Source organism: Haemophilus sp. HMSC071C11, from assembly GCF_001837655.1.
Taxonomy (GTDB): domain Bacteria; phylum Pseudomonadota; class Gammaproteobacteria; order Enterobacterales; family Pasteurellaceae; genus Haemophilus; species Haemophilus influenzae.
Window position 1 is genome coordinate 133432 of sequence record NZ_KV833409.1, and the last position, 18193, is coordinate 151624.

Annotated in this window: 17 protein-coding genes; 10 read left to right on the forward strand and 7 right to left on the reverse strand. The window is 39.0% G+C overall.

Going from position 1 to position 18193, the window contains the following annotated elements:
- Positions 1-3 precede the first annotated feature (3 nt).
- The 5 genes from sucC (at position 4) to cysB (ending at position 4901) form a co-directional block, all read left to right on the forward strand.
- Positions 4-1173 carry an ADP-forming succinate--CoA ligase subunit beta gene (gene sucC, locus HMPREF2644_RS04205; protein ID WP_070828257.1) on the forward strand — a complete coding sequence of 390 codons (1170 nt, stop codon included), beginning with the start codon at positions 4-6 and terminating at the stop codon, positions 1171-1173.
- Positions 1173-2054 (forward strand): succinate--CoA ligase subunit alpha, encoded by an 882-nt coding sequence (gene sucD / locus HMPREF2644_RS04210; protein ID WP_011272438.1) that lies wholly within the window; start codon positions 1173-1175, stop codon positions 2052-2054. Before sucC ends, sucD begins: the two co-directional genes overlap by 1 nt.
- Before the next feature lie 120 nt (positions 2055-2174).
- Positions 2175-2798: an L-threonylcarbamoyladenylate synthase gene (locus HMPREF2644_RS04215; RefSeq protein WP_005689272.1), complete on the forward strand. Its 624-nt coding sequence runs from the start codon at positions 2175-2177 to the stop codon at positions 2796-2798.
- A gap of 47 nt (positions 2799-2845) precedes the next feature.
- On the forward strand, positions 2846-3919 hold the full coding sequence (gene rluB, locus HMPREF2644_RS04220; protein ID WP_011272439.1) for a 23S rRNA pseudouridine(2605) synthase RluB: 1074 nt from the start codon (positions 2846-2848) through the stop codon (positions 3917-3919).
- Between the two features lie 10 nt (positions 3920-3929).
- Complete coding sequence (gene cysB / locus HMPREF2644_RS04225; protein WP_005689269.1) at positions 3930-4901, forward strand: HTH-type transcriptional regulator CysB; 972 nt, start codon at positions 3930-3932, stop codon at positions 4899-4901.
- A 58-nt stretch (positions 4902-4959) separates the two neighbouring features.
- Here cysB and prmB read toward each other — a convergent pair whose 3' ends face one another.
- Complete coding sequence (prmB, locus tag HMPREF2644_RS04230; RefSeq protein WP_011272440.1) at positions 4960-5904, reverse strand: 50S ribosomal protein L3 N(5)-glutamine methyltransferase; 945 nt, start codon at positions 5902-5904, stop codon at positions 4960-4962.
- Between the two features lie 130 nt (positions 5905-6034).
- Between prmB and smrB the strand changes: the two genes are divergently transcribed.
- Positions 6035-6538 (forward strand): endonuclease SmrB, encoded by a 504-nt coding sequence (smrB, locus tag HMPREF2644_RS04235; protein ID WP_005689264.1) that lies wholly within the window; start codon positions 6035-6037, stop codon positions 6536-6538.
- Between the two features lie 77 nt (positions 6539-6615).
- Here smrB and pta read toward each other — a convergent pair whose 3' ends face one another.
- Together pta and HMPREF2644_RS04245 are read right to left on the reverse strand one after the other, a co-directional pair.
- Positions 6616-8751 (reverse strand): phosphate acetyltransferase, encoded by a 2136-nt coding sequence (pta, locus tag HMPREF2644_RS04240; protein ID WP_038441339.1) that lies wholly within the window; start codon positions 8749-8751, stop codon positions 6616-6618.
- A 67-nt stretch (positions 8752-8818) separates the two neighbouring features.
- Positions 8819-10024: an acetate kinase gene (locus HMPREF2644_RS04245; RefSeq protein ID WP_011272441.1), complete on the reverse strand. Its 1206-nt coding sequence runs from the start codon at positions 10022-10024 to the stop codon at positions 8819-8821.
- Positions 10025-10240: 216 nt separating this feature from the next.
- Here HMPREF2644_RS04245 and yfbV point away from each other — a divergent pair, with 216 nt between their 5' ends.
- From yfbV to purF, 3 genes are all read left to right on the forward strand, one after another.
- The gene (gene yfbV, locus HMPREF2644_RS04250) at positions 10241-10684 is read left to right on the forward strand and encodes a terminus macrodomain insulation protein YfbV (RefSeq protein ID WP_005657119.1); all 444 of its coding nucleotides are present in this window, start codon (positions 10241-10243) and stop codon (positions 10682-10684) included.
- Between the two features lie 86 nt (positions 10685-10770).
- The gene (locus tag HMPREF2644_RS04255) at positions 10771-11262 is read left to right on the forward strand and encodes a CvpA family protein (protein WP_005657117.1); all 492 of its coding nucleotides are present in this window, start codon (positions 10771-10773) and stop codon (positions 11260-11262) included.
- Between the two features lie 10 nt (positions 11263-11272).
- Positions 11273-12790, forward strand: coding sequence for an amidophosphoribosyltransferase (gene purF / locus HMPREF2644_RS04260; protein ID WP_011272442.1), 1518 nt, complete (start codon positions 11273-11275; stop codon positions 12788-12790).
- 64 nt (positions 12791-12854) lie between these two features.
- Here purF and HMPREF2644_RS04265 read toward each other — a convergent pair whose 3' ends face one another.
- Positions 12855-13745, reverse strand: coding sequence for a TIGR01777 family oxidoreductase (locus tag HMPREF2644_RS04265; RefSeq protein WP_005657112.1), 891 nt, complete (start codon positions 13743-13745; stop codon positions 12855-12857).
- Positions 13745-14200, reverse strand: coding sequence for a transcriptional regulator ArgR (argR, locus tag HMPREF2644_RS04270; protein WP_005657110.1), 456 nt, complete (start codon positions 14198-14200; stop codon positions 13745-13747). Before argR ends, HMPREF2644_RS04265 begins: the two co-directional genes overlap by 1 nt.
- 206 nt (positions 14201-14406) lie before the next feature.
- On the opposite strand from argR, the gene mdh reads away from it, so the two are divergent.
- Complete coding sequence (mdh, locus tag HMPREF2644_RS04275) at positions 14407-15342, forward strand: malate dehydrogenase (protein ID WP_070828258.1); 936 nt, start codon at positions 14407-14409, stop codon at positions 15340-15342.
- An 86-nt stretch (positions 15343-15428) separates the two neighbouring features.
- Here the strand turns inward: mdh and lysS are convergent, their stop codons facing one another.
- Together lysS and prfB are read right to left on the reverse strand one after the other, a co-directional pair.
- Positions 15429-16937 (reverse strand): lysine--tRNA ligase, encoded by a 1509-nt coding sequence (lysS, locus tag HMPREF2644_RS04280; protein ID WP_011272443.1) that lies wholly within the window; start codon positions 16935-16937, stop codon positions 15429-15431.
- 111 nt (positions 16938-17048) lie between these two features.
- A protein-coding gene (prfB, locus tag HMPREF2644_RS04285) for a peptide chain release factor 2 (RefSeq protein ID WP_105873601.1) occupies positions 17049-18147 on the reverse strand; the annotation gives its coding sequence in 2 pieces (ribosomal slippage) (positions 17049-18071 and positions 18073-18147; 1098 coding nt in all).
- Positions 18148-18193: the final 46 nt, after the last annotated feature.

Consider the following 18193-nt stretch of genomic DNA (forward strand, 5'->3'; position numbering starts at 1 on the left):
CGAATGAATTTACACGAATACCAAGCAAAACAACTATTTGAGCATTATGGATTACCCGTAAAAAATGGGGCAGTCTGTCAATCTGTTGAGGATGTCGATTTGGTACTGGCTCAACTTTCAGGCGATAAGTGGGCGGCGAAATGCCAAGTTCATGCTGGTGGGCGTGGTAAAGCGGGTGGCGTTAAATTGGTACAGGATGTAGAGGAAGCGAGAGCTTTTGCAGAAAAATGGCTGGGACAACGTTTAGTCACTTTTCAAACGGATAAATTGGGTCAGCCAGTAAACCAGATTTATTTTGAAGAAACTTGCGATATTGATAAAGAATTTTACTTAAGTGCGGTTGTTGATCGTGCCTCTCAAAAAGTTATGTTTATTGCTTCTCCTGCTGGTGGAATGAATATTGAAGAAGTCGCGCAAAATTCACTGCACTTACTCCATAAAGTCGAGATTGATCCTTTATTTGGAGGATTGCCTTATCAAGGCCGTGAATTGGCGTTTAAATTAGGGTTAAGTGGTACGCAAAACAAACAGTTTACCGATATCTTTATGGGCTTATCTCGTTTGTTTTTAGAAAAAGATTTATCTTTAGTGGAAGTCAATCCACTTGTTCTAACTAAACAAGGCTATTTGGTTTGTCTCGAAGCCAAAATATCTGTCGATGATAACGCTTTATTTCGCCATAAAGATCTCTTAGCACTGCAAGATTTAACTCAAAATGATGCCCGTGAAGCAGAAGCTGAAAAATTCCAGTTAAACTATGTGGCTTTAGAGGGCGATATTGGTTGTATGGTAAACGGGGCTGGGCTTGCAATGGGCACCATGGATATTGTGAAACTCTATGGTGGGAAGCCTGCGAATTTTCTTGATGTGGGTGGTGGTGCAACGAAAGAGCGGGTTGCTGAAGCGTTCAAAATCATTTTAACCGATCCTTCCGTTAAAGTGATTTTAGTGAATATTTTTGGTGGCATTGTTCGTTGTGATTTGATTGCTGAAGGCGTGATTGCTGCAGTAAATGAAGTGGGCGTGAGAGTGCCTGTGGTTGTGCGATTAGAAGGAACGAATGCTGAAATGGGTCGCCAAATTTTAGCGCAAAGCGACGTTAATATTCTTACAGCACAGAGTTTACAACAAGCTGCAGAATTAGCTGTGAATGCAGCAAAAGGAGAACACTAATGGCGATTTTAATTGATAAAAATACTAAAGTGATTTGCCAAGGTTTTACTGGTGGACAAGGGGCTTTTCATTCCGAACAAGCATTAGCCTACGGAACGCAATTAGTTGGTGGCGTATCGCCAAATAAAGGTGGAACCACTCATCTTGGTTTACCTGTATTTAATACAGTTCGTGAAGCTGTCGAAAATACGGGGGCAACAGCGACAGTTATTTATGTGCCAGCATCATTTTGTAAAGATGCCATAATTGAAGCCATTGATGCAGGGATTCAGTTAATTGTCTGTATTACTGAGGGTATTCCTACATTGGATATGCTTAAAGTGAAACAGAAATTAAATGAAACGGGCGTAGTAATGATTGGGCCAAATTGCCCAGGTGTGATTACGCCTGATGAATGTAAAATCGGCATTATGCCCGCTCACATACATAAAAAAGGTAAAGTGGGGATTGTTTCTCGTTCTGGAACTTTAACTTATGAAGCGGTAAAACAAACTACAGATGAAGGCTTTGGACAATCGACTTGTGTGGGTATCGGGGGAGATCCTATTCCAGGTTCTAGTTTTATTGATATTCTTGAAAGATTTCAACAAGATCCCGAAACAGAAGCCATTGTGATGATTGGCGAGATTGGCGGCTCTGCAGAGGAAGAAGCAGCAATCTTCATTAAAGATAATGTTACTAAACCAGTGGTTGCGTATATTGCGGGTATCACTGCGCCAAAAGGAAAACGGATGGGGCATGCGGGAGCCATTATTAGCGGCGGAAAAGGTACTGCAGTAGAAAAAATTGCAGCGTTAGAAGCCGCTGGTGTGACCTGTGTAAAAAGCCTCGCTGAAATTGGTGAAGCCTTGAGAAAGCTATTAAAATCATCTAAAAATTAACCGCACTTTAGTTTTCTAAAGCGTAGATTGGCTTTCTACGCCTTTATTTTTATATGCTCGCCATTATAAAGTGAGCACAAAATTGCTATAATCAGCGCACATTTTTTAAGGAAGAAACACATGAGCCAATTTTTCTATATCCACCCTGAAAATCCACAAGCGCGCTTGATTAATCAAGCCGTAGAGATTTTACAAAAAGGCGGTGTGATTGTGTATCCAACGGATTCGGGATATGCCTTGGGCTGTATGATGGGCGATAAACACGCAATGGATCGCATTGTAGCAATTCGTAAATTGCCTGAAGGACATAATTTTACCTTGGTGTGTAGCGATTTGTCGGAACTTTCAACTTATGCAACGGTAAATAATACCGCTTATCGTTTGATTAAAAATAATACGCCAGGGCGTTATACTTTTATTCTTACAGCAACGAAAGAATTACCTCGCCGTTTAATGACATCAAAACGTAAAACCATTGGTTTACGCGTACCAGATAATAAAATTGCTTTAGATTTGCTTTCAGCCTTAGGCGAGCCGATTTTATCTTGTTCGTTAATGTTGCCGAATGAAGAACATACTACGCAATCCGATCCTGAAGAAATTCGTGATCGTTTGGAACATCAAGTGGATTTAATTATTCATGGTGGATATTTAGGGCAAGAGCCTACAACAGTGGTAGATTTAACGGAAGAATCGCCAGTGATTTTACGCGAAGGAAGTGGAAGTACTGCTCCTTTTATTTAACCTATAGACGCTTGTGAAAGCGACCTTTCCATTATTCAAGGAAAACAATGAAACCTAGTCAAAAACAAACTCAAAGACAACCGCACTTTTCCAAAGATTCAGCAAAGAAACGTGATTTTTCAGCTAAAAATGACAGACGTTCAGTATCTCGTACTGCTCGCATAGAAACAGCAAATACGAAAAAAAGTGCGGTTAATTCTGACAACAAATTTTTATCTAAGCCAAAAGCGAAACCTGTTGTAAGAGCCTCGAATCAACCGAAAGCAGAGGGCGAAAAATTACAGAAAGTTTTAGCGCGTGCTGGACAAGGCTCTCGTCGTGAAATTGAAACGATGATTGCCGCAGGCAGAGTGAGCGTAGAGGGTAAAATTGCGACTTTAGGCGATCGTATTGACGTACATTCTGGCGTGAAAGTGCGTATTGATGGTCAAATCATTAATCTTAGCCACGCACAAAAAGAAATTTGCCGTGTATTAATGTATTACAAACCTGAAGGCGAACTCTGTACACGTAGCGACCCAGAAGGGCGTGCGACCGTGTTTGATCGTTTGCCGCGTTTAACGGGATCTCGTTGGATTGCGGTGGGGCGTTTAGATATTAATACATCAGGTTTATTGCTTTTTACCACTGATGGCGAATTAGCAAATCGTTTAATGCACCCAAGCCGTGAAGTTGAACGTGAATATTCTGTGCGTGTATTTGGTCAAGTTGATGATGCGATGTTAGCGCGTTTACGTAAAGGCGTTCAGCTTGAAGATGGTCCTGCTAATTTTAAAGAAATTAAATTTACAGGCGGTGTGGGTATTAACCAATGGTATGACGTAACCTTGATGGAAGGACGTAACCGTGAGGTTCGTCGTTTGTGGGAATCTCAAGGGATTCAAGTTAGCCGCTTGATTCGTATTCGTTATGGAAATATCAAACTGATGAAAGGTTTGCCTCGTGGTGGCTGGGAAGAAATGGATCTTGAAAACGTCAATTATTTACGTGAATTGGTGGGATTACCTGCTGAGACTGAAACGAAATTAGATGTAAAACAGGCTAGTCGTCGTCCAAAATCTGGGCAAATTCGTAAAGCGGTAAAACGTTATTCGGAGATGAACAAACGTTATAAAAAATAAGGACTTTTTTATGAAAATGCATCAATTGCGTTATATCGTTGAGATTGTAAACCAAAATTTGAATGTCACAGAAGCGGCAAATGCACTTTACACATCACAGCCGGGTATCAGTAAACAAGTTCGCCTATTAGAAGATGAATTAGGTCTGGAAATTTTTGAGCGTCATGGCAAGCATATAAAATCAATTACACCAGCAGGGAAAAAGATTATCTCAATTGCACGCGAGTTACTTGTTAAAGCGCAAGGTATCCGTGCCGTTGCCGATGAATATACTCGGCCAAATCACGGTGTATTACGTATTGCGACGACAAATACTCAGGCACGTTATATGCTGCCAAGCGTGATTGAACGTTTTTCTAAAAAATATCCTGATGTGAGCTTGCATATTCATCAAGGTTCGCCAACACAAATTCACGATGCTTTAATGTCAGGTGAAGTGGATTTGGCAATTACCACTGAAGCACCTTATTTATTTGATGATTTAGTTCAGATTCCATGCTATTGGTGGAATCGTGCCGTGATTGTTTCGCCAGAACATCCGCTTGCCAAAGTGAAAGAACTGACCATTGAGGAATTAGGCAAATACCCACTTGTGACTTACACGTTTGGTTTTACGGGTGTTTCTGATTTAGATTACGCATTTAATAGTGCAGGCATTTTACCAAATATAGTTTTTACGGCTACCGATGCTGATGTTATTAAAACTTATGTGCGCTTGGGTTTAGGGGTGGGCATTATGGCATCTATGGCGCATACGGCATTAGATGCGGATCTTGTGCTAATTGATGCAAGCCATTTGTTCCGCCCGAGTATGACGAATATTGCATTTAAACATAGCACGTTCTTACGTAATTATATGTACGATTTTATGGAATATTTTTCACCGCACTTAATTCGTAGTGTCGTAGAAAAAGCCGAGCGTTTGCGTGATAACAATTCAGTGAAAAAATTATTTGAAGGCATTGAATTGGAAACAAGATAACAATGTATAAATGAAGTGCGGTTGAAATTTAATAAGAATTTTAACCGCACTTGAAAGATTAAAACAGATCGTGATATTTCACTAAATCTTTACGCTGAATAGCAAATACGCCTAGTCCGCCATTTTTAAGTTCTACCCATTCAAATGGTACATCTGGATATTGCTCAATTAAGCTAATCATACTATTACCCACTTCACACACCAACACGCCATTTTCGGTTAAGTAATCTGGTGCTTGTTTCAAAATTTGTTTGGTAATGTTTAAGCCATCACTGCCAGAACCTAAGGCTAACTCTGGTTCAAAATGGAATTCTTCTGGCATATCGGCGAGATCTTCTTCATCCACATAAGGTGGATTGGTCACGATAAGATCGTATTTCTGTCCCAAAATATTTTCAAATAAGTTTGATTGAATCGGGAATACACGATGCTCTAATTGATGGCGTGAAATATTGATCTCTGCGACATTAAGTGCATCAACCGATAAATCTACCGCATCTACTTCCGCATTCGGGAAAGCATAAGCACAAGCAATGGCAATACAACCGCTGCCTGTGCATAGATCGAGAATATGATTTGGTTCTTGTGAAATTAAATCTTCAAAGCGATCTTGAATTAAAGCACTAATTGGAGAACGTGGAATAATGGTTCGTTCATCGACATAAAATTCGTGACCGCAGAACCAAGCGCTATTCGTTAAATATGCCACAGGTATGCGTTGTTCGATTCGGGTTAATACAAGTTGAACTAAGGTTTCTTTTTCAGATGGGGTTAATCGACTGTTAAATAATTCGGTAGGTAAATCAATGGGTAAATGTAAGCCACTTAAAACGAGTTGCAGGCTTTCATCCCAAGGATTATCGTGCCCTTGCCCGAAGTAAATATCAGAACGATTGAGAATGCTATACGTCCAACGCAGAAAATCTTGGATGGTTTGCAGTTCGTTTGCAACATTATCTTCCAAGATAGTTGCAACTAATTCTTGGTTATGTGAAGTTTCCATCGCATTTCTCCATAAAAGTGAGTAGAAAAGTTAGCATAAAATTCGGTATGAAAATTTGGCGTAGTTATACCACAGATGAGAATGTAGAACTATGATATGATACGCAAAATTTGAAATTAATGAGAAAAAAATGCAAGACGAATTTGATTTATTCCGTGCGGAAACCAAAGGCATTAAGCCAATGAAACAAGATACTTTTGTTGCCCCTCACCAAAAACGTGATCAGAAAAAAATAGAATTGAAAGAATTACGAGCGAAAGAAGATACGTTATTTTATTTTTCTGATGAATATGAGCCGTTACTGAATGAGCATGATGGTGTTGTGAAATATTTACGTGATGGGGAAGATTCCCATTTATTAAAACAACTTCGTCGTGGAGATTTTTCGCCAGAATTGTTTTTAGATTTACACGGTTTAACCCGTGAACAAGCTAAGCAAGAATTAGCCGCACTTTTACTGGCTTGTGAAAATGAGCATATTGATTGTGCCAGTATCATGACGGGCTATGGCACCTTTACATTGAAAAAACAAATTCCACGTTGGCTAGTACAACATCCTAAAGTGCGGGCATTGCATCAAGCGCCAAGAGAATGGGGCGGTGAAGCCGCAATTTTGATTTTGGTTGATTTGTAAAAAAACGTTATAAAAAAATACCGCACTTTTACTGCCTAGGGCAAAGTGCGGTATTTTCTTTTACAATTTTGTATGAACTATTGTGTTGCTTGAATTGCGGTTAAGGCAATTGTGTATACAATATCATCAACTAAGGCACCGCGAGACAAGTCATTGACTGGTTTACGCATACCTTGAAGCATTGGGCCAATAGACACTAAATCTGCAGAACGTTGTACTGCTTTGTAAGTGGTGTTACCCGTATTTAAGTCAGGGAATACGAATACTGTTGCTTTACCTGCTACTGGTGAATTTGGTGCTTTAGAGCGAGCCACGTCTTCCATCACAGCTGCATCGTATTGTAATGGGCCATCGATTAATAAATCAGGGCGTTTTTCTTTCGCAATACGGGTTGCTTCTTTCACTTTTTCCACATCAGCACCGCTACCAGATGTACCTGTTGAGTAAGAGATCATTGCGACTTTTGGATCAATACCAAATGCTTTCGCAGAATCCGCAGATTGAATTGCGATTTCCGCAAGTTGTTCTGCAGTTGGATCTGGGTTTACCGCACAGTCACCGTAAACAAGTACTTGATCTGGTAATAACATAAAGAAGATAGAAGAAACGATTGAACTACCTGGTGCAGTTTTGATGATCTGCATTGGTGGGCGAATGGTGTTTGCAGTCGTGTGAACGGCACCAGATACTAAACCATCTACTTCATTTGCTTCTAACATCATAGTAGCAAGCACTACGGTATCTTCTAATTGTTCACGTGCTGCGGTTTCGGTCATGCCTTTCGCTTTACGTAATTCAACTAAACGATCAACATAGTTTTCTCGAACATCTGCTGGGTTAATGATTGTAATGCCTTTACCTAATTTAACACCTTGTGCTTCTGCAACACGTTGAACGGATGCAGGATCTGCTAAAAGCACACATTCCGCAATGCCACGTTCTGCGCAAAGTACGGCTGCTTTGATTGTACGAGGTTCATCGCCTTCAGGAAGCACAATACGTTTTTTCGCCGCACGAGCAAGTTCAGTTAATTGGAAACGGAATGCAGGTGGGGATAAGCGAGGTAAACGGCTAGAATCTGCAACTAAATTATTGATAAAGTCAGCATTAAAGTGTTGGCTAATGTATTGTTTAATATTCTCAATACGTTCTTTGTCATCAACAGGCACTTCAAGATTAAAGCTTTGTAAACTTAATGCCGTTTGCCAAGTATTGCCTTCAATACGGAAGATCGGCAATTTTGCTTTTTCAAAAGTAGGTTGGCAAAGTTTATTAATTTGAGCATCAATTTTATAACCGCCTGTTAATAAAATACCGCCGATTTCAATACCATTTGACGCTGCGAGAGCGGCTGCTACAAGCACATCTGGACGATCTGCTGAAGCGACTAATAAACTGCCTGCACGGAAATGCTCAACCATATTTGGTAAACTTCTTGCGCAGAAAGTGATACCACGAATACGGCGATTGATTTCCCCTTCATTAATGATTGATGCACCTAAATGTTTGACTAAGTCGATTGCTCGTGTAGCGATTAAATTTGCATTCCAAGGCACACAAGCTAATAACTTGATGGCACTACCTGCAAATAATTTGTTTACTTCTGTTTCGCTAATATGATTGTGTTGGAATGAATCAAAGATTTCAGCAAGATCGGGGCGTGTACGACCAGATTCATCAACAGGTGCATTGAATTTGTTTACAACTACGCCTAAAAGATTTGGATTGTTTTTACCACCAAATAAAGAGGCTGCTGCTTCTACACGATCTTTTAATTCGGTTGGGGTTTCAGTTGCTGGTGCTGCAACTAATACGATTTCTGCATCTAATGCTTGTGCAATTTCATAGTTGATATTATTTGCATAACCGTGTTTTCTTGTTGGAATTAAACCTTCCACCACAACGATATCGTTGTTTTTGGTTAATTGTTGGTGGTTAGCTACAATTTTTTCTAACAATACGTCAGACTGATTTTGACCAATTAATGATTCTGCCACGCTTAACATAAAGGGTTCGGCAGTTTCAAGGCTAGTGCTAGTGCGAATAATAGAGGTTGTGCGATCCAATTTATCTTCGCCAGTGCTTGGTTGAGAAACGGGTTTCATAAAAGCAACTTTTGTGCCTTTTTGTTCGAGAGAGTGGATTAATCCAAGACTAATGCTAGTTAAACCCACGCCTGTACTTACAGGGATAAGAATAATCGTGCGAGACATAGTTAAACCTTAATATGTATATGTTATAAATAAAAACTGCCGAAAAATTCGGCAGTTTGTTGTTGAATTAGAAACAAAGTCTTGCGGTATCTTGTGCGATAACCAATTCTTCGTTAGTTGGAAGAACAATCGCTTTAAATGCGGAATCATCAGTCGTGATTACGCCATCTTTACCAAAACGTGCGGCAAGATTTCGTTCATTATCAATTTTAATGCCAAATAATTTTAAGTGATTCAATGCTAATTCACGAACGTGCGCTGAGTTTTCGCCAATACCACCAGTGAATGCAATCGCATCTAAGTGATCATCGCCCAACACAGCCATATAAGCACCAATGTATTTCGCTAAACGATAGCTATAAACATTTAAAGCGCGTTTTGCTTCTGGTTTAGATGCATTATCGTAGTTATCTTCAGCATAACGGCAGTCGCTGGTTACTTCAGTTAAACCTAAAAGACCAGATTTTTTCACTAAAGTCTCTTCGATTTGTTCCATAGACATACCTAGTGTTTTGTATAGATAGAATACGATTGCAGGGTCAATATCGCCACAACGCGTACCCATTACCAAACCTTCTAGTGGAGTTAAACCCATTGACGTATCGATACATTGACCGTTACGCACAACAGAAACAGAACCACCATTACCTAAGTGACAAATAATAGCATTGACTTGGTCTGCGGGTTTGCCTACATATTCAGCGACTTCACGAGAAATGAAGTAGTGACTTGTGCCGTGTGCACCATAGCGACGTACGCCGTGTTCTTTATATAAAGAGTATGGAAGGGCATAAAGGAATGCTTCTTCAGACATAGTTTGGTGGAATGCTGTATCAAAAACTACCACGTTTTTATCTTTTAAGTGTGGGAATGCGTTAAATGCTTCGCGAATACCAATTAAGTGAGCTGGATTGTGAAGTGGCGCAAATTGTGCAGCATCTTCAATACCTTTAACAACTTCATCAGTTACGATAACAGATTGGGTGTATTTTTCGCCACCGTGAACGATACGGTGACCAATTGCTGCGATAGAATTTTTTAGTTCATCAGTCAGAATGTTAGATGCAATAAAATTAAGCGCTTCAGTATGCGCTGCGCCTGCGCCTAAATCTGCGTTACCTTTCTCTCCATTGAGTTTCCATTTGATACGTGCTTCTGGTAAGAAAAATGCTTCGGCTAAGCCAGATAATTTTTCTTCCCCTGTTGCTGGATCAAGAATTGCAAATTTTAGTGAAGAACTACCGCAGTTAAGGATAAGAACAAGTTTTGACATAGGAACCCTATATTTGATTGAGGTTAATAGAAATCCATCATTTAAGATGGTTTGAAAAATTAGGTATAGGATACACCTTTTGATGAATAAAATAAATTCATCGGTAAGGAAAAAATACAAACTTTATCGTATTTTTTGAAAAATTAAACTATTTTTACTAAAAATAGACTTAAAATAGCGTATGATAAGTGCGGTCAATTTTTTGAGGTGTTTTTTATGGCGTTTTTTTCCATTTTTAAACAGGGACAAATTTATCTTAATACTTGGCCGCAGGAGGCGAAGTTAGGGATTATTTTCCCTGAAAACCGTATTATGAAAGCCACGAGTTTTGCACAAAAATTTATGCCTTTTGTTGCTGTATTTGCAATACTGTGGCAACAGATTTATGCAAAAAATGATTTAATGGCATTTTCTATCGCAATTTTGACCGCACTTTTTGCCTTGCTTATTCCTTTTCAAGGGCTTTATTGGCTTGGTAAGCGTGCAAATTCGCCATTAGAAAATCAAAGTGCGGTATGGTTTTACGATATTTGCGAACGCTTAAAACAACAAAATGAACCCTTGCCTTTTGTGCAAGAAAAACCGACATATCAACATTTAGCGGAAGTCTTAAGGAAAGCTCAAAGCAAATTTGAACGTGCTTTTTGGCAGGAAATTTAGTTTACGCAAACGTTTTCTTTTTGGCTGTATTTTTGTAGAATACCTCGGTCGTTTTAAACGGCCGTTTTTCATTGAGAGATTTTTTAATGATCGATTACATTATTATTGGCATTATCGCTTTTTCCATTCTTGTCAGCTTATTACGTGGTTTTGTACGCGAAGTACTTTCACTTGGTAGCTGGGTTGTGGCATTTATCGTAGCAAGCCAGTTCTATCCTTATCTTGCCACTTATCTTACGCAAATTGAATCAATGTATGTGCGTAATGGAACTGCAATCGCCATTCTGTTTGTTCTGACTTTAATCGTGGGCGCAATAGTAAATTATGTGATTAGTCAATTAGTAGATAAGACGGGTTTAAGCGGCACTGATCGCGTATTAGGTGCTGCTTTCGGTTTAGTGCGCGGTGCATTGATTGTGGCTGCGTTGTTATTTTTTATGGATACTTTTACCAATTTTGAACAAACTGATTGGTGGAAAGAATCTCAATTAATACCGCATTTTGGTTTTATTATTGAATGGTTCTTTCAACAGCTTCAGTCAAGTTCAAGTTTTTTAAATCCAACGCTTAATCAATAAGGAACACAAAATGTGTGGTATTGTCGGTATTGTTAGCCAAAGTCCGGTTAATGAATCTATTTATGCAGCATTAACTCTTTTGCAACATCGTGGACAAGATGCGGCGGGTATTGTAACGGTTGATGATGAAAACCGTTTCCGCTTACGTAAAGCTAATGGCTTAGTCAGCGATGTGTTCCGTCAAGAGCATATGCTACGCTTGCAAGGAAATGCTGGATTAGGGCATATTCGCTATCCTACGGCAGGAAGTTCTAGCGTCTCAGAGGCACAACCTTTTTATGTAAATTCTCCCTATGGTGTCACTTTGGTGCATAACGGCAATTTAACCAACTCAGTGGAGTTAAAAGAAAAAGTCTTTAAAACTGCCCGCCGTCACGTAAACACTAATTCAGATTCTGAACTTCTTCTTAATATTCTCGCTAATCATCTTGATCACATTCCTCAAAACCATCTTGATCCACAAGATATTTTCTATGCTGTTCGTAAAACTCACAATGATATTCGTGGTGCTTATGCCTGCGTAGCGATGATTATTGGACACGGAATGGTTGCATTTAGAGATCCTTTTGGTATTCGTCCTTTGGTGTTGGGTAAACGTGAAGAAAATGGCAAAACTGATTATATGTTCGCCTCTGAAACAGTAGCTTTAGATATTGTGGGTTTCGAGTTTGTGCGTGATATTGCTGCGGGCGAAGCCGTTTATGTGACATTTGATGGCGAGCTTTATTCACAACAATGTACCGAAAGTGCGGTGTTAAATCCTTGTATTTTTGAGTATGTTTATTTTGCACGCCCAGATTCAACGATTGATGGTGTCTCTGTTTATGCGGCACGTGTTCATATGGGGGAAAAACTCGGGAAAAAAATTGCAAAAGAATGGGCGGATGAAATTGATAATATTGATGTGGTCATTCCTATTCCTGAAACCTCCACAGATATTGCGTTACAAATAGCTCGTGTTCTAGGGAAGCCTTATCGACAAGGATTTGTGAAAAATCGCTATGTTGGTCGTACCTTTATTATGCCAGGTCAAGCACAGCGTATTAGTTCTGTTCGTCGCAAATTGAATACCATTAAAGCTGAATTTAAAGATAAAAATGTGTTATTGGTGGACGATTCTATCGTTCGTGGCACAACCTCTGAGCAAATTGTTGAAATGGCTCGCTCAGCTGGTGCGAAGAAAATTTACTTTGCCTCTGCAGCTCCTGAAATTCGTTATCCGAATGTATATGGTATTGATATGCCGAGTTGTGATGAACTGATCGCTTACGGTCGAAATGTTGAGGAAATTGCACATTTGATCGGCGTAGATAAATTAATTTTCCAAGATCTGACCGCACTTACTGAATCTGTTCAATTGGAAAATCCAGCCATTCAAGGTTTTGATTGTTCAGTATTCACAGGCGAATATATTACAGGCGATATTAGTCCTGAATATCTTGATAAAATCGCACTTCAACGCAACGATAGTGCAAAGAAAAAACGTGAAAAACAAGCATCCAATCTTGAAATTTATAATGAACAATAAATTGCGATAAGGTGAGATATTTAGTCCGATAAAAATCACCGCATTAAAAAAGTGCGGTGATTTTTTATTTGTTTTTTAGGATTTCTTCTAGATAGTTTTTGCAATCAGAATACTGAAATTGGAATCCAGCGTTGAGTAATTTTTCAGGCACAACATTTTGGCTTTCTAGTAATAGATTCGCTCGTTCGCCAAGAATGAAATGTAATATCCATTTTGGAATAGTTGCAAAGGCAGGACGTTTTAATATTCCAGCCAAAGTGCGGTTAAATTTATGCTGTTTTATGGGATTCGGGGCGGTGAAGTTAAATGATCCTTGGCATTCTGAATGGTCGAGTAAAAATAAAATGCCGTTTACCATATCTTCCAAAGCAATCCAAGGGAAATATTGCTCTCCATTGCCCAGTTTACCGCCAAGTCCCCATTTGTATAAAGGCAACATTTTAGCAAGTGCGCCACCTTTTGTAGAAAAGACCATGCCTGTTCGAATCAAACAAACTCTCGCATTAGCTTGTTGAGCGATATTTTCCCAATCTTGGCATAATTGTGCGGTAAAGGTTTTTGCTGTTTTGCTTGTTTCGGTAATTTTTTGTTCGCCTTGATCGCCGTAAATTCCAGTTGCTGAACCTGATATAAAAATTGGGTATTGCTGATACTGATTGATGAATTCAACCAGTTGAGTAGTGAGGCTTAAACGACTTTCTCGTAAAATAGATTTCTGGTTTTTCGACCAAACTTTATGAAAAATTGGTTCGCCAGCAAGATTGATGATGGCATCAAACTGTTCTTGTAAATCGAGTTCTGAAAGTGCGGTAATAAATTTGATGTTTTTTTGCTTTGAGAGAGTGTGCGGCGAACTTGAGCGCGTTAAGATCGTCACTTGTTCATTACGTAAGCAAAGTTGTTCAACAAGTGCTTTGCCGATAAGCCCTGTGCCTCCTGTTAATAAAATATTCATTACAATGCGTTTTCAAATAAACGTTGGATATTTTGCAATAATTCAGCAATAGGTTTATCGTTTGTGGGCGTGACAAAAATAGTATCATCGCCTGCGATAGTGCCTAAAATGCCTTCCGATTTTCCAATGGAATCAAGTAATCGTGCAATTAATTGAGCAGCACCGGGCGTCGTTTTTATTACGATTAACATCGAATTGTGATCAACATCTAAGACAAGATTTTTTAATGGACTACTGGTATTGGGAACACTTAATTCATTTGGTAAGCAATAGACCATTTCCATTTTTGTATTACGAGTGCGAACCGCACCAAATTTGCTGAGCATTCTCGATATTTTTGATTGATTAATACCAGTAAAGCCTTGTTTTTTTAAGGCATCGACAATTTCATTTTGAGAACCAAAGCGTTCTTGATTGAGTAATTCTTTAAAAGCACGAGTTAAATTGTCAGTCATCTTTATTTTTTAATAGTCAAAATTTGCATAAGAATTGCATAAAAATTCACTTTCATCAACTGAAATATGAATAAGAACAAAGAGAAGAAAATATTTATCTCAGAAATGTGAACTAGATCATAGAATGATATTTCTCTATTTGTAATTGTAAGATGAACATTTTAAAATCAGTCTGTTTTAAATTAACTAACACATAAGGAGTATTTATGAAAGTTGCTGTATTAGGTGCCGCAGGTGGTATTGGTCAAGCATTAGCGTTATTACTAAAACTTCAGTTGCCAGCAGGCACCGACTTAGCATTATATGATATTGCCCCAGTAACACCAGGTGTTGCAGTAGATGTGAGCCATATTCCAACAGCAGTGAATGTAAAAGGTTTTTCTGGCGAAGATCCAACTCCTACACTTGAAGGTGCGGATGTTGTATTAATTTCTGCTGGTGTTGCACGTAAACCTGGTATGGATCGTTCAGATTTATTCAATATTAATGCAGGTATCGTGCGTGGTTTAATTGAGAAAGTCGCGATTACTTGCCCAAAAGCTTGTGTTGGTATCATCACTAACCCAGTAAATACTACTGTTGCGATTGCGGCTGAAGTGTTGAAAAAAGCAGGCGTTTATGACAAACGTAAATTATTTGGTGTGACAACTTTAGACGTGTTACGTTCTGAAACTTTTGTGGCTGAATTAAAAGGTTTAAATGTTTCTCGTACCAGCGTTCCTGTTATTGGTGGTCACTCAGGTGTGACTATTCTTCCATTACTTTCTCAAGTTCAATATGCAAAATGGAATGAAGATGAAATCGAACCATTAGCAAAACGTATCCAAAATGCAGGTACAGAAGTGGTCAATGCAAAAGCAGGTGGCGGTTCTGCAACGCTTTCAATGGCGCAAGCTGCGGCACGTTTTGCTCGTTCTTTAGTGAAAGGATTAAGTGGCGAGACAGTGGTTGAATGTACTTATGTTGAAGGCGATGGCAAATATGCTCGTTTCTTCTCTCAACCCGTTCGTTTAGGCAAAGAGGGTGTAGAAGAAATTTTACCAATTGGCCCATTAAGCAATTTTGAACAACAAGCTTTAGAAAATATGTTGCCAACTTTACGTGCAGATATTGAATTAGGCGAAAAATTTATTAATGGTTAATCGTTAAACAATAAGAAGGGAATATAAAATTCTCTTTTTATTAAAATAAAAAAGCCACCAAATGGTGGCTTTTGTTTGTATCTTTATTATTTCTGACGCATTGCAGGGAATAAGATCACATCACGAATTGATGGTGCATTTGCATAAAGCATTGCTAGGCGGTCGATACCTAAACCTTCCCCAGCTGTTGGTGGTAAGCCGTGCTCTAATGCAACAACAAAGTCTTCATCTTTAAACATCGCTTCATCATCGCCAGCTTCTTTTGCAGCCACTTGTGCATCAAAACGTTCATTTTGATCTTCTGCGTCATTTAATTCTGAGAAACCATTACCGATTTCACGACCACCGATAAAGAGCTCAAAACGATCTGTTACATCTGGATTTTCATCATTACGACGTGCAAGTGGAGAAATTTCCGCAGGATGAGCCATTAAGAATGTTGGTTGAATTAAGTGATGTTCAGCCACTTCTTCAAAAATTGCATTGACAATGCTGCCTAAACCCCAAGATTTTTGTACTTCAATACCTAAGCGTTCTGCCGTGGCTTTTGCACGATCAAAGTCATATAAATCTTCTTTTACGATACCTTTGTCTGCACCATATTTAACCGTTGCATCGTGTAACGTAATACGTTCGAATGGTTTACCAAAATCAAATTCGTATTCGCCGTATTTCACAATAGTAGTACCAAGAATATCAATCGCTAATTTACGAAGCAGTTCTTCGGTGTTATCCATTAAATCATGGTAATCCGCATAGGCTTGATAATATTCAAGCATAGTAAATTCTGGATTATGACGAACAGAAACCCCTTCATTACGGAAGTTACGGTTTAATTCAAATACTCGTTCAAACCCACCAACGACTAAGCGTTTTAAATAAAGTTCAGGTGCGATACGTAAATACATATCCACATCTAATGCATTGTGATGAGTTACGAAAGGACGCGCAGATGCACCGCCTGGAATGACTTGTAACATTGGCGTTTCCACTTCCATAAAGCCTTTAGAAATGAAATATTCACGAATCCCCGCGACAACTTTAGAACGAATAATAAAAGTGCGGCGAGATTCTTCGTTAGAAATTAAATCTAAATAACGTTGGCGATAACGAACTTCTTGGTCGGTTAAACCGTGGAATTTATCTGGTAATGGGCGAAGTGCTTTAGTTAAAAGTTGAACCTCAGTGGTTTTAACGGTAAGTTCATCGGTTTTTGTTTTAAATAAAGTGCCTTTAACGCCAACGATGTCGCCTAAATCCCAAGTACCAACGTCATCTTTATAAACACCTTCAGGCAAATTATCGCGTGCAACATAAAGCTGGATTTTACTGCTCATATCTTGAATAGTGATAAACGTTGCTTTACCCATTGCACGGCGAGTCATAATACGACCAGCAACTTGTACTTCAATGCTTTTCTCTTTTAAGATTTCCCCGTCTTCTGAATCATATTGATTGTGCAAATCTTGTGCGAGCGCATCACGACGGAATTTATTCGGAAAGGCATTACCTTTTGCACGCAATGCGGCTAATTTTTCACGACGGACGAGCATTTCGCCATTGAGATCTAATTCTTTAACTTCTTGTTCTGACATGTTGTTTACCTTTAATTTTAACTTTAAAAATACCTTAAAAAATAACCGCACTTTTGGGTTATTTCTATGATGGGATAAGTAACGCGTCTTTACTTATCCAGCAAATCATGCTTAAAGCCCAGCTTTTAAACTCGCTTCAATAAATCGATCTAAATCCCCGTCTAATACGGCTTGCGTATTACGGTTTTCCACGCCAGTACGTAAATCTTTAATGCGTGAATCGTCTAATACGTAAGAGCGAATTTGGCTTCCCCAACCAATGTCAGATTTATTATCTTCCATTGCTTGTTTATCCGCATTTTTCTTCTGTAATTCAAGCTCATACAATTTCGCTTTTAATTGTTTCATCGCTTGATCTTTGTTCTTGTGCTGTGAACGGTCATTTTGACATTGCACCACAATACCACTTGGCATATGGGTAATTCGCACCGCACTTTCAGTTTTGTTTACGTGCTGCCCACCAGCTCCCGATGCTCGATAAACATCAATACGTAAATCAGCAGGATTGATTTCAATATCAATATCATCATCAATTTCAGGATAGACAAATGCTGCGCTGAATGATGTGTGACGACGGTTATTGGAATCAAATGGACTTTTACGCACTAAGCGATGAATCCCCGTTTCTGTTCGTAACCAACCAAAAGCATATTCACCGCTCACTTTAATGGTTGCCGATTTCAATCCAGCTACATCGCCGTCAGAGACTTCCATCAGTTCTGTTTTAAAACCTTTGCTTTCAGCCCAACGGAGATACATACGCAGCAACATTTCTGTCCAATCTTGAGCTTCCGTACCGCCAGAGCCTGCTTGTAAGTCCACATAGCAATCGCAAGCATCATGTTCGCCACTAAACATTCGACGGAACTCTAATTTTTCGAGTTGTTGTTCGAGTTCATCTAATTCAGCTACCGCTTCATTGAAGGTGTCTTCGTCTTCTGCTTCAATGGCAAGTTCTAGCAACCCATCAATATCTTCTAAACCTTGTTCTAAATTTTTGATGGTATTTACAACTTGTTCTAAAGAAACGCGTTCTTTACCAAGTGCTTGGGCTTTATCTGGATCATTCCAAACATCTGGCTGTTCTAATTCCGCATTGACTTCTTCTAAACGCTCAACTTTGGCATCAAAGTCAAAGATACCCCCGAAGCACTGAAGTGCGGTCAGATAAATCGATGATTTTATTTTTTACAGGATTGATTTCAAACATAATAAATTCACTGTGTGATAAAGTGTGGAATTATATGCTATTTTCT

Coding starts and splice junctions, on each gene's coding strand:
- cysB (WP_005689269.1), top strand. CDS start 3,930: ATGAAAATGCATCAATTGCGTTATATCGTTGAGATTGTAAACCAAAAT.
- HMPREF2644_RS04215 (WP_005689272.1), top strand. CDS start 2,175: ATGAGCCAATTTTTCTATATCCACCCTGAAAATCCACAAGCGCGCTTG.
- argR (WP_005657110.1), bottom strand. CDS start 14,200: ATGACTGACAATTTAACTCGTGCTTTTAAAGAATTACTCAATCAAGAA.
- pta (WP_038441339.1), bottom strand. CDS start 8,751: ATGTCTCGCACGATTATTCTTATCCCTGTAAGTACAGGCGTGGGTTTA.
- prmB (WP_011272440.1), bottom strand. CDS start 5,904: ATGGAAACTTCACATAACCAAGAATTAGTTGCAACTATCTTGGAAGAT.
- yfbV (WP_005657119.1), top strand. CDS start 10,241: ATGGCGTTTTTTTCCATTTTTAAACAGGGACAAATTTATCTTAATACT.
- lysS (WP_011272443.1), bottom strand. CDS start 16,937: ATGTCAGAACAAGAAGTTAAAGAATTAGATCTCAATGGCGAAATGCTC.
- rluB (WP_011272439.1), top strand. CDS start 2,846: ATGAAACCTAGTCAAAAACAAACTCAAAGACAACCGCACTTTTCCAAA.
- HMPREF2644_RS04265 (WP_005657112.1), bottom strand. CDS start 13,745: ATGAATATTTTATTAACAGGAGGCACAGGGCTTATCGGCAAAGCACTT.
- smrB (WP_005689264.1), top strand. CDS start 6,035: ATGCAAGACGAATTTGATTTATTCCGTGCGGAAACCAAAGGCATTAAG.
- sucC (WP_070828257.1), top strand. CDS start 4: ATGAATTTACACGAATACCAAGCAAAACAACTATTTGAGCATTATGGA.
- HMPREF2644_RS04245 (WP_011272441.1), bottom strand. CDS start 10,024: ATGTCAAAACTTGTTCTTATCCTTAACTGCGGTAGTTCTTCACTAAAA.
- purF (WP_011272442.1), top strand. CDS start 11,273: ATGTGTGGTATTGTCGGTATTGTTAGCCAAAGTCCGGTTAATGAATCT.
- mdh (WP_070828258.1), top strand. CDS start 14,407: ATGAAAGTTGCTGTATTAGGTGCCGCAGGTGGTATTGGTCAAGCATTA.
- HMPREF2644_RS04255 (WP_005657117.1), top strand. CDS start 10,771: ATGATCGATTACATTATTATTGGCATTATCGCTTTTTCCATTCTTGTC.
- sucD (WP_011272438.1), top strand. CDS start 1,173: ATGGCGATTTTAATTGATAAAAATACTAAAGTGATTTGCCAAGGTTTT.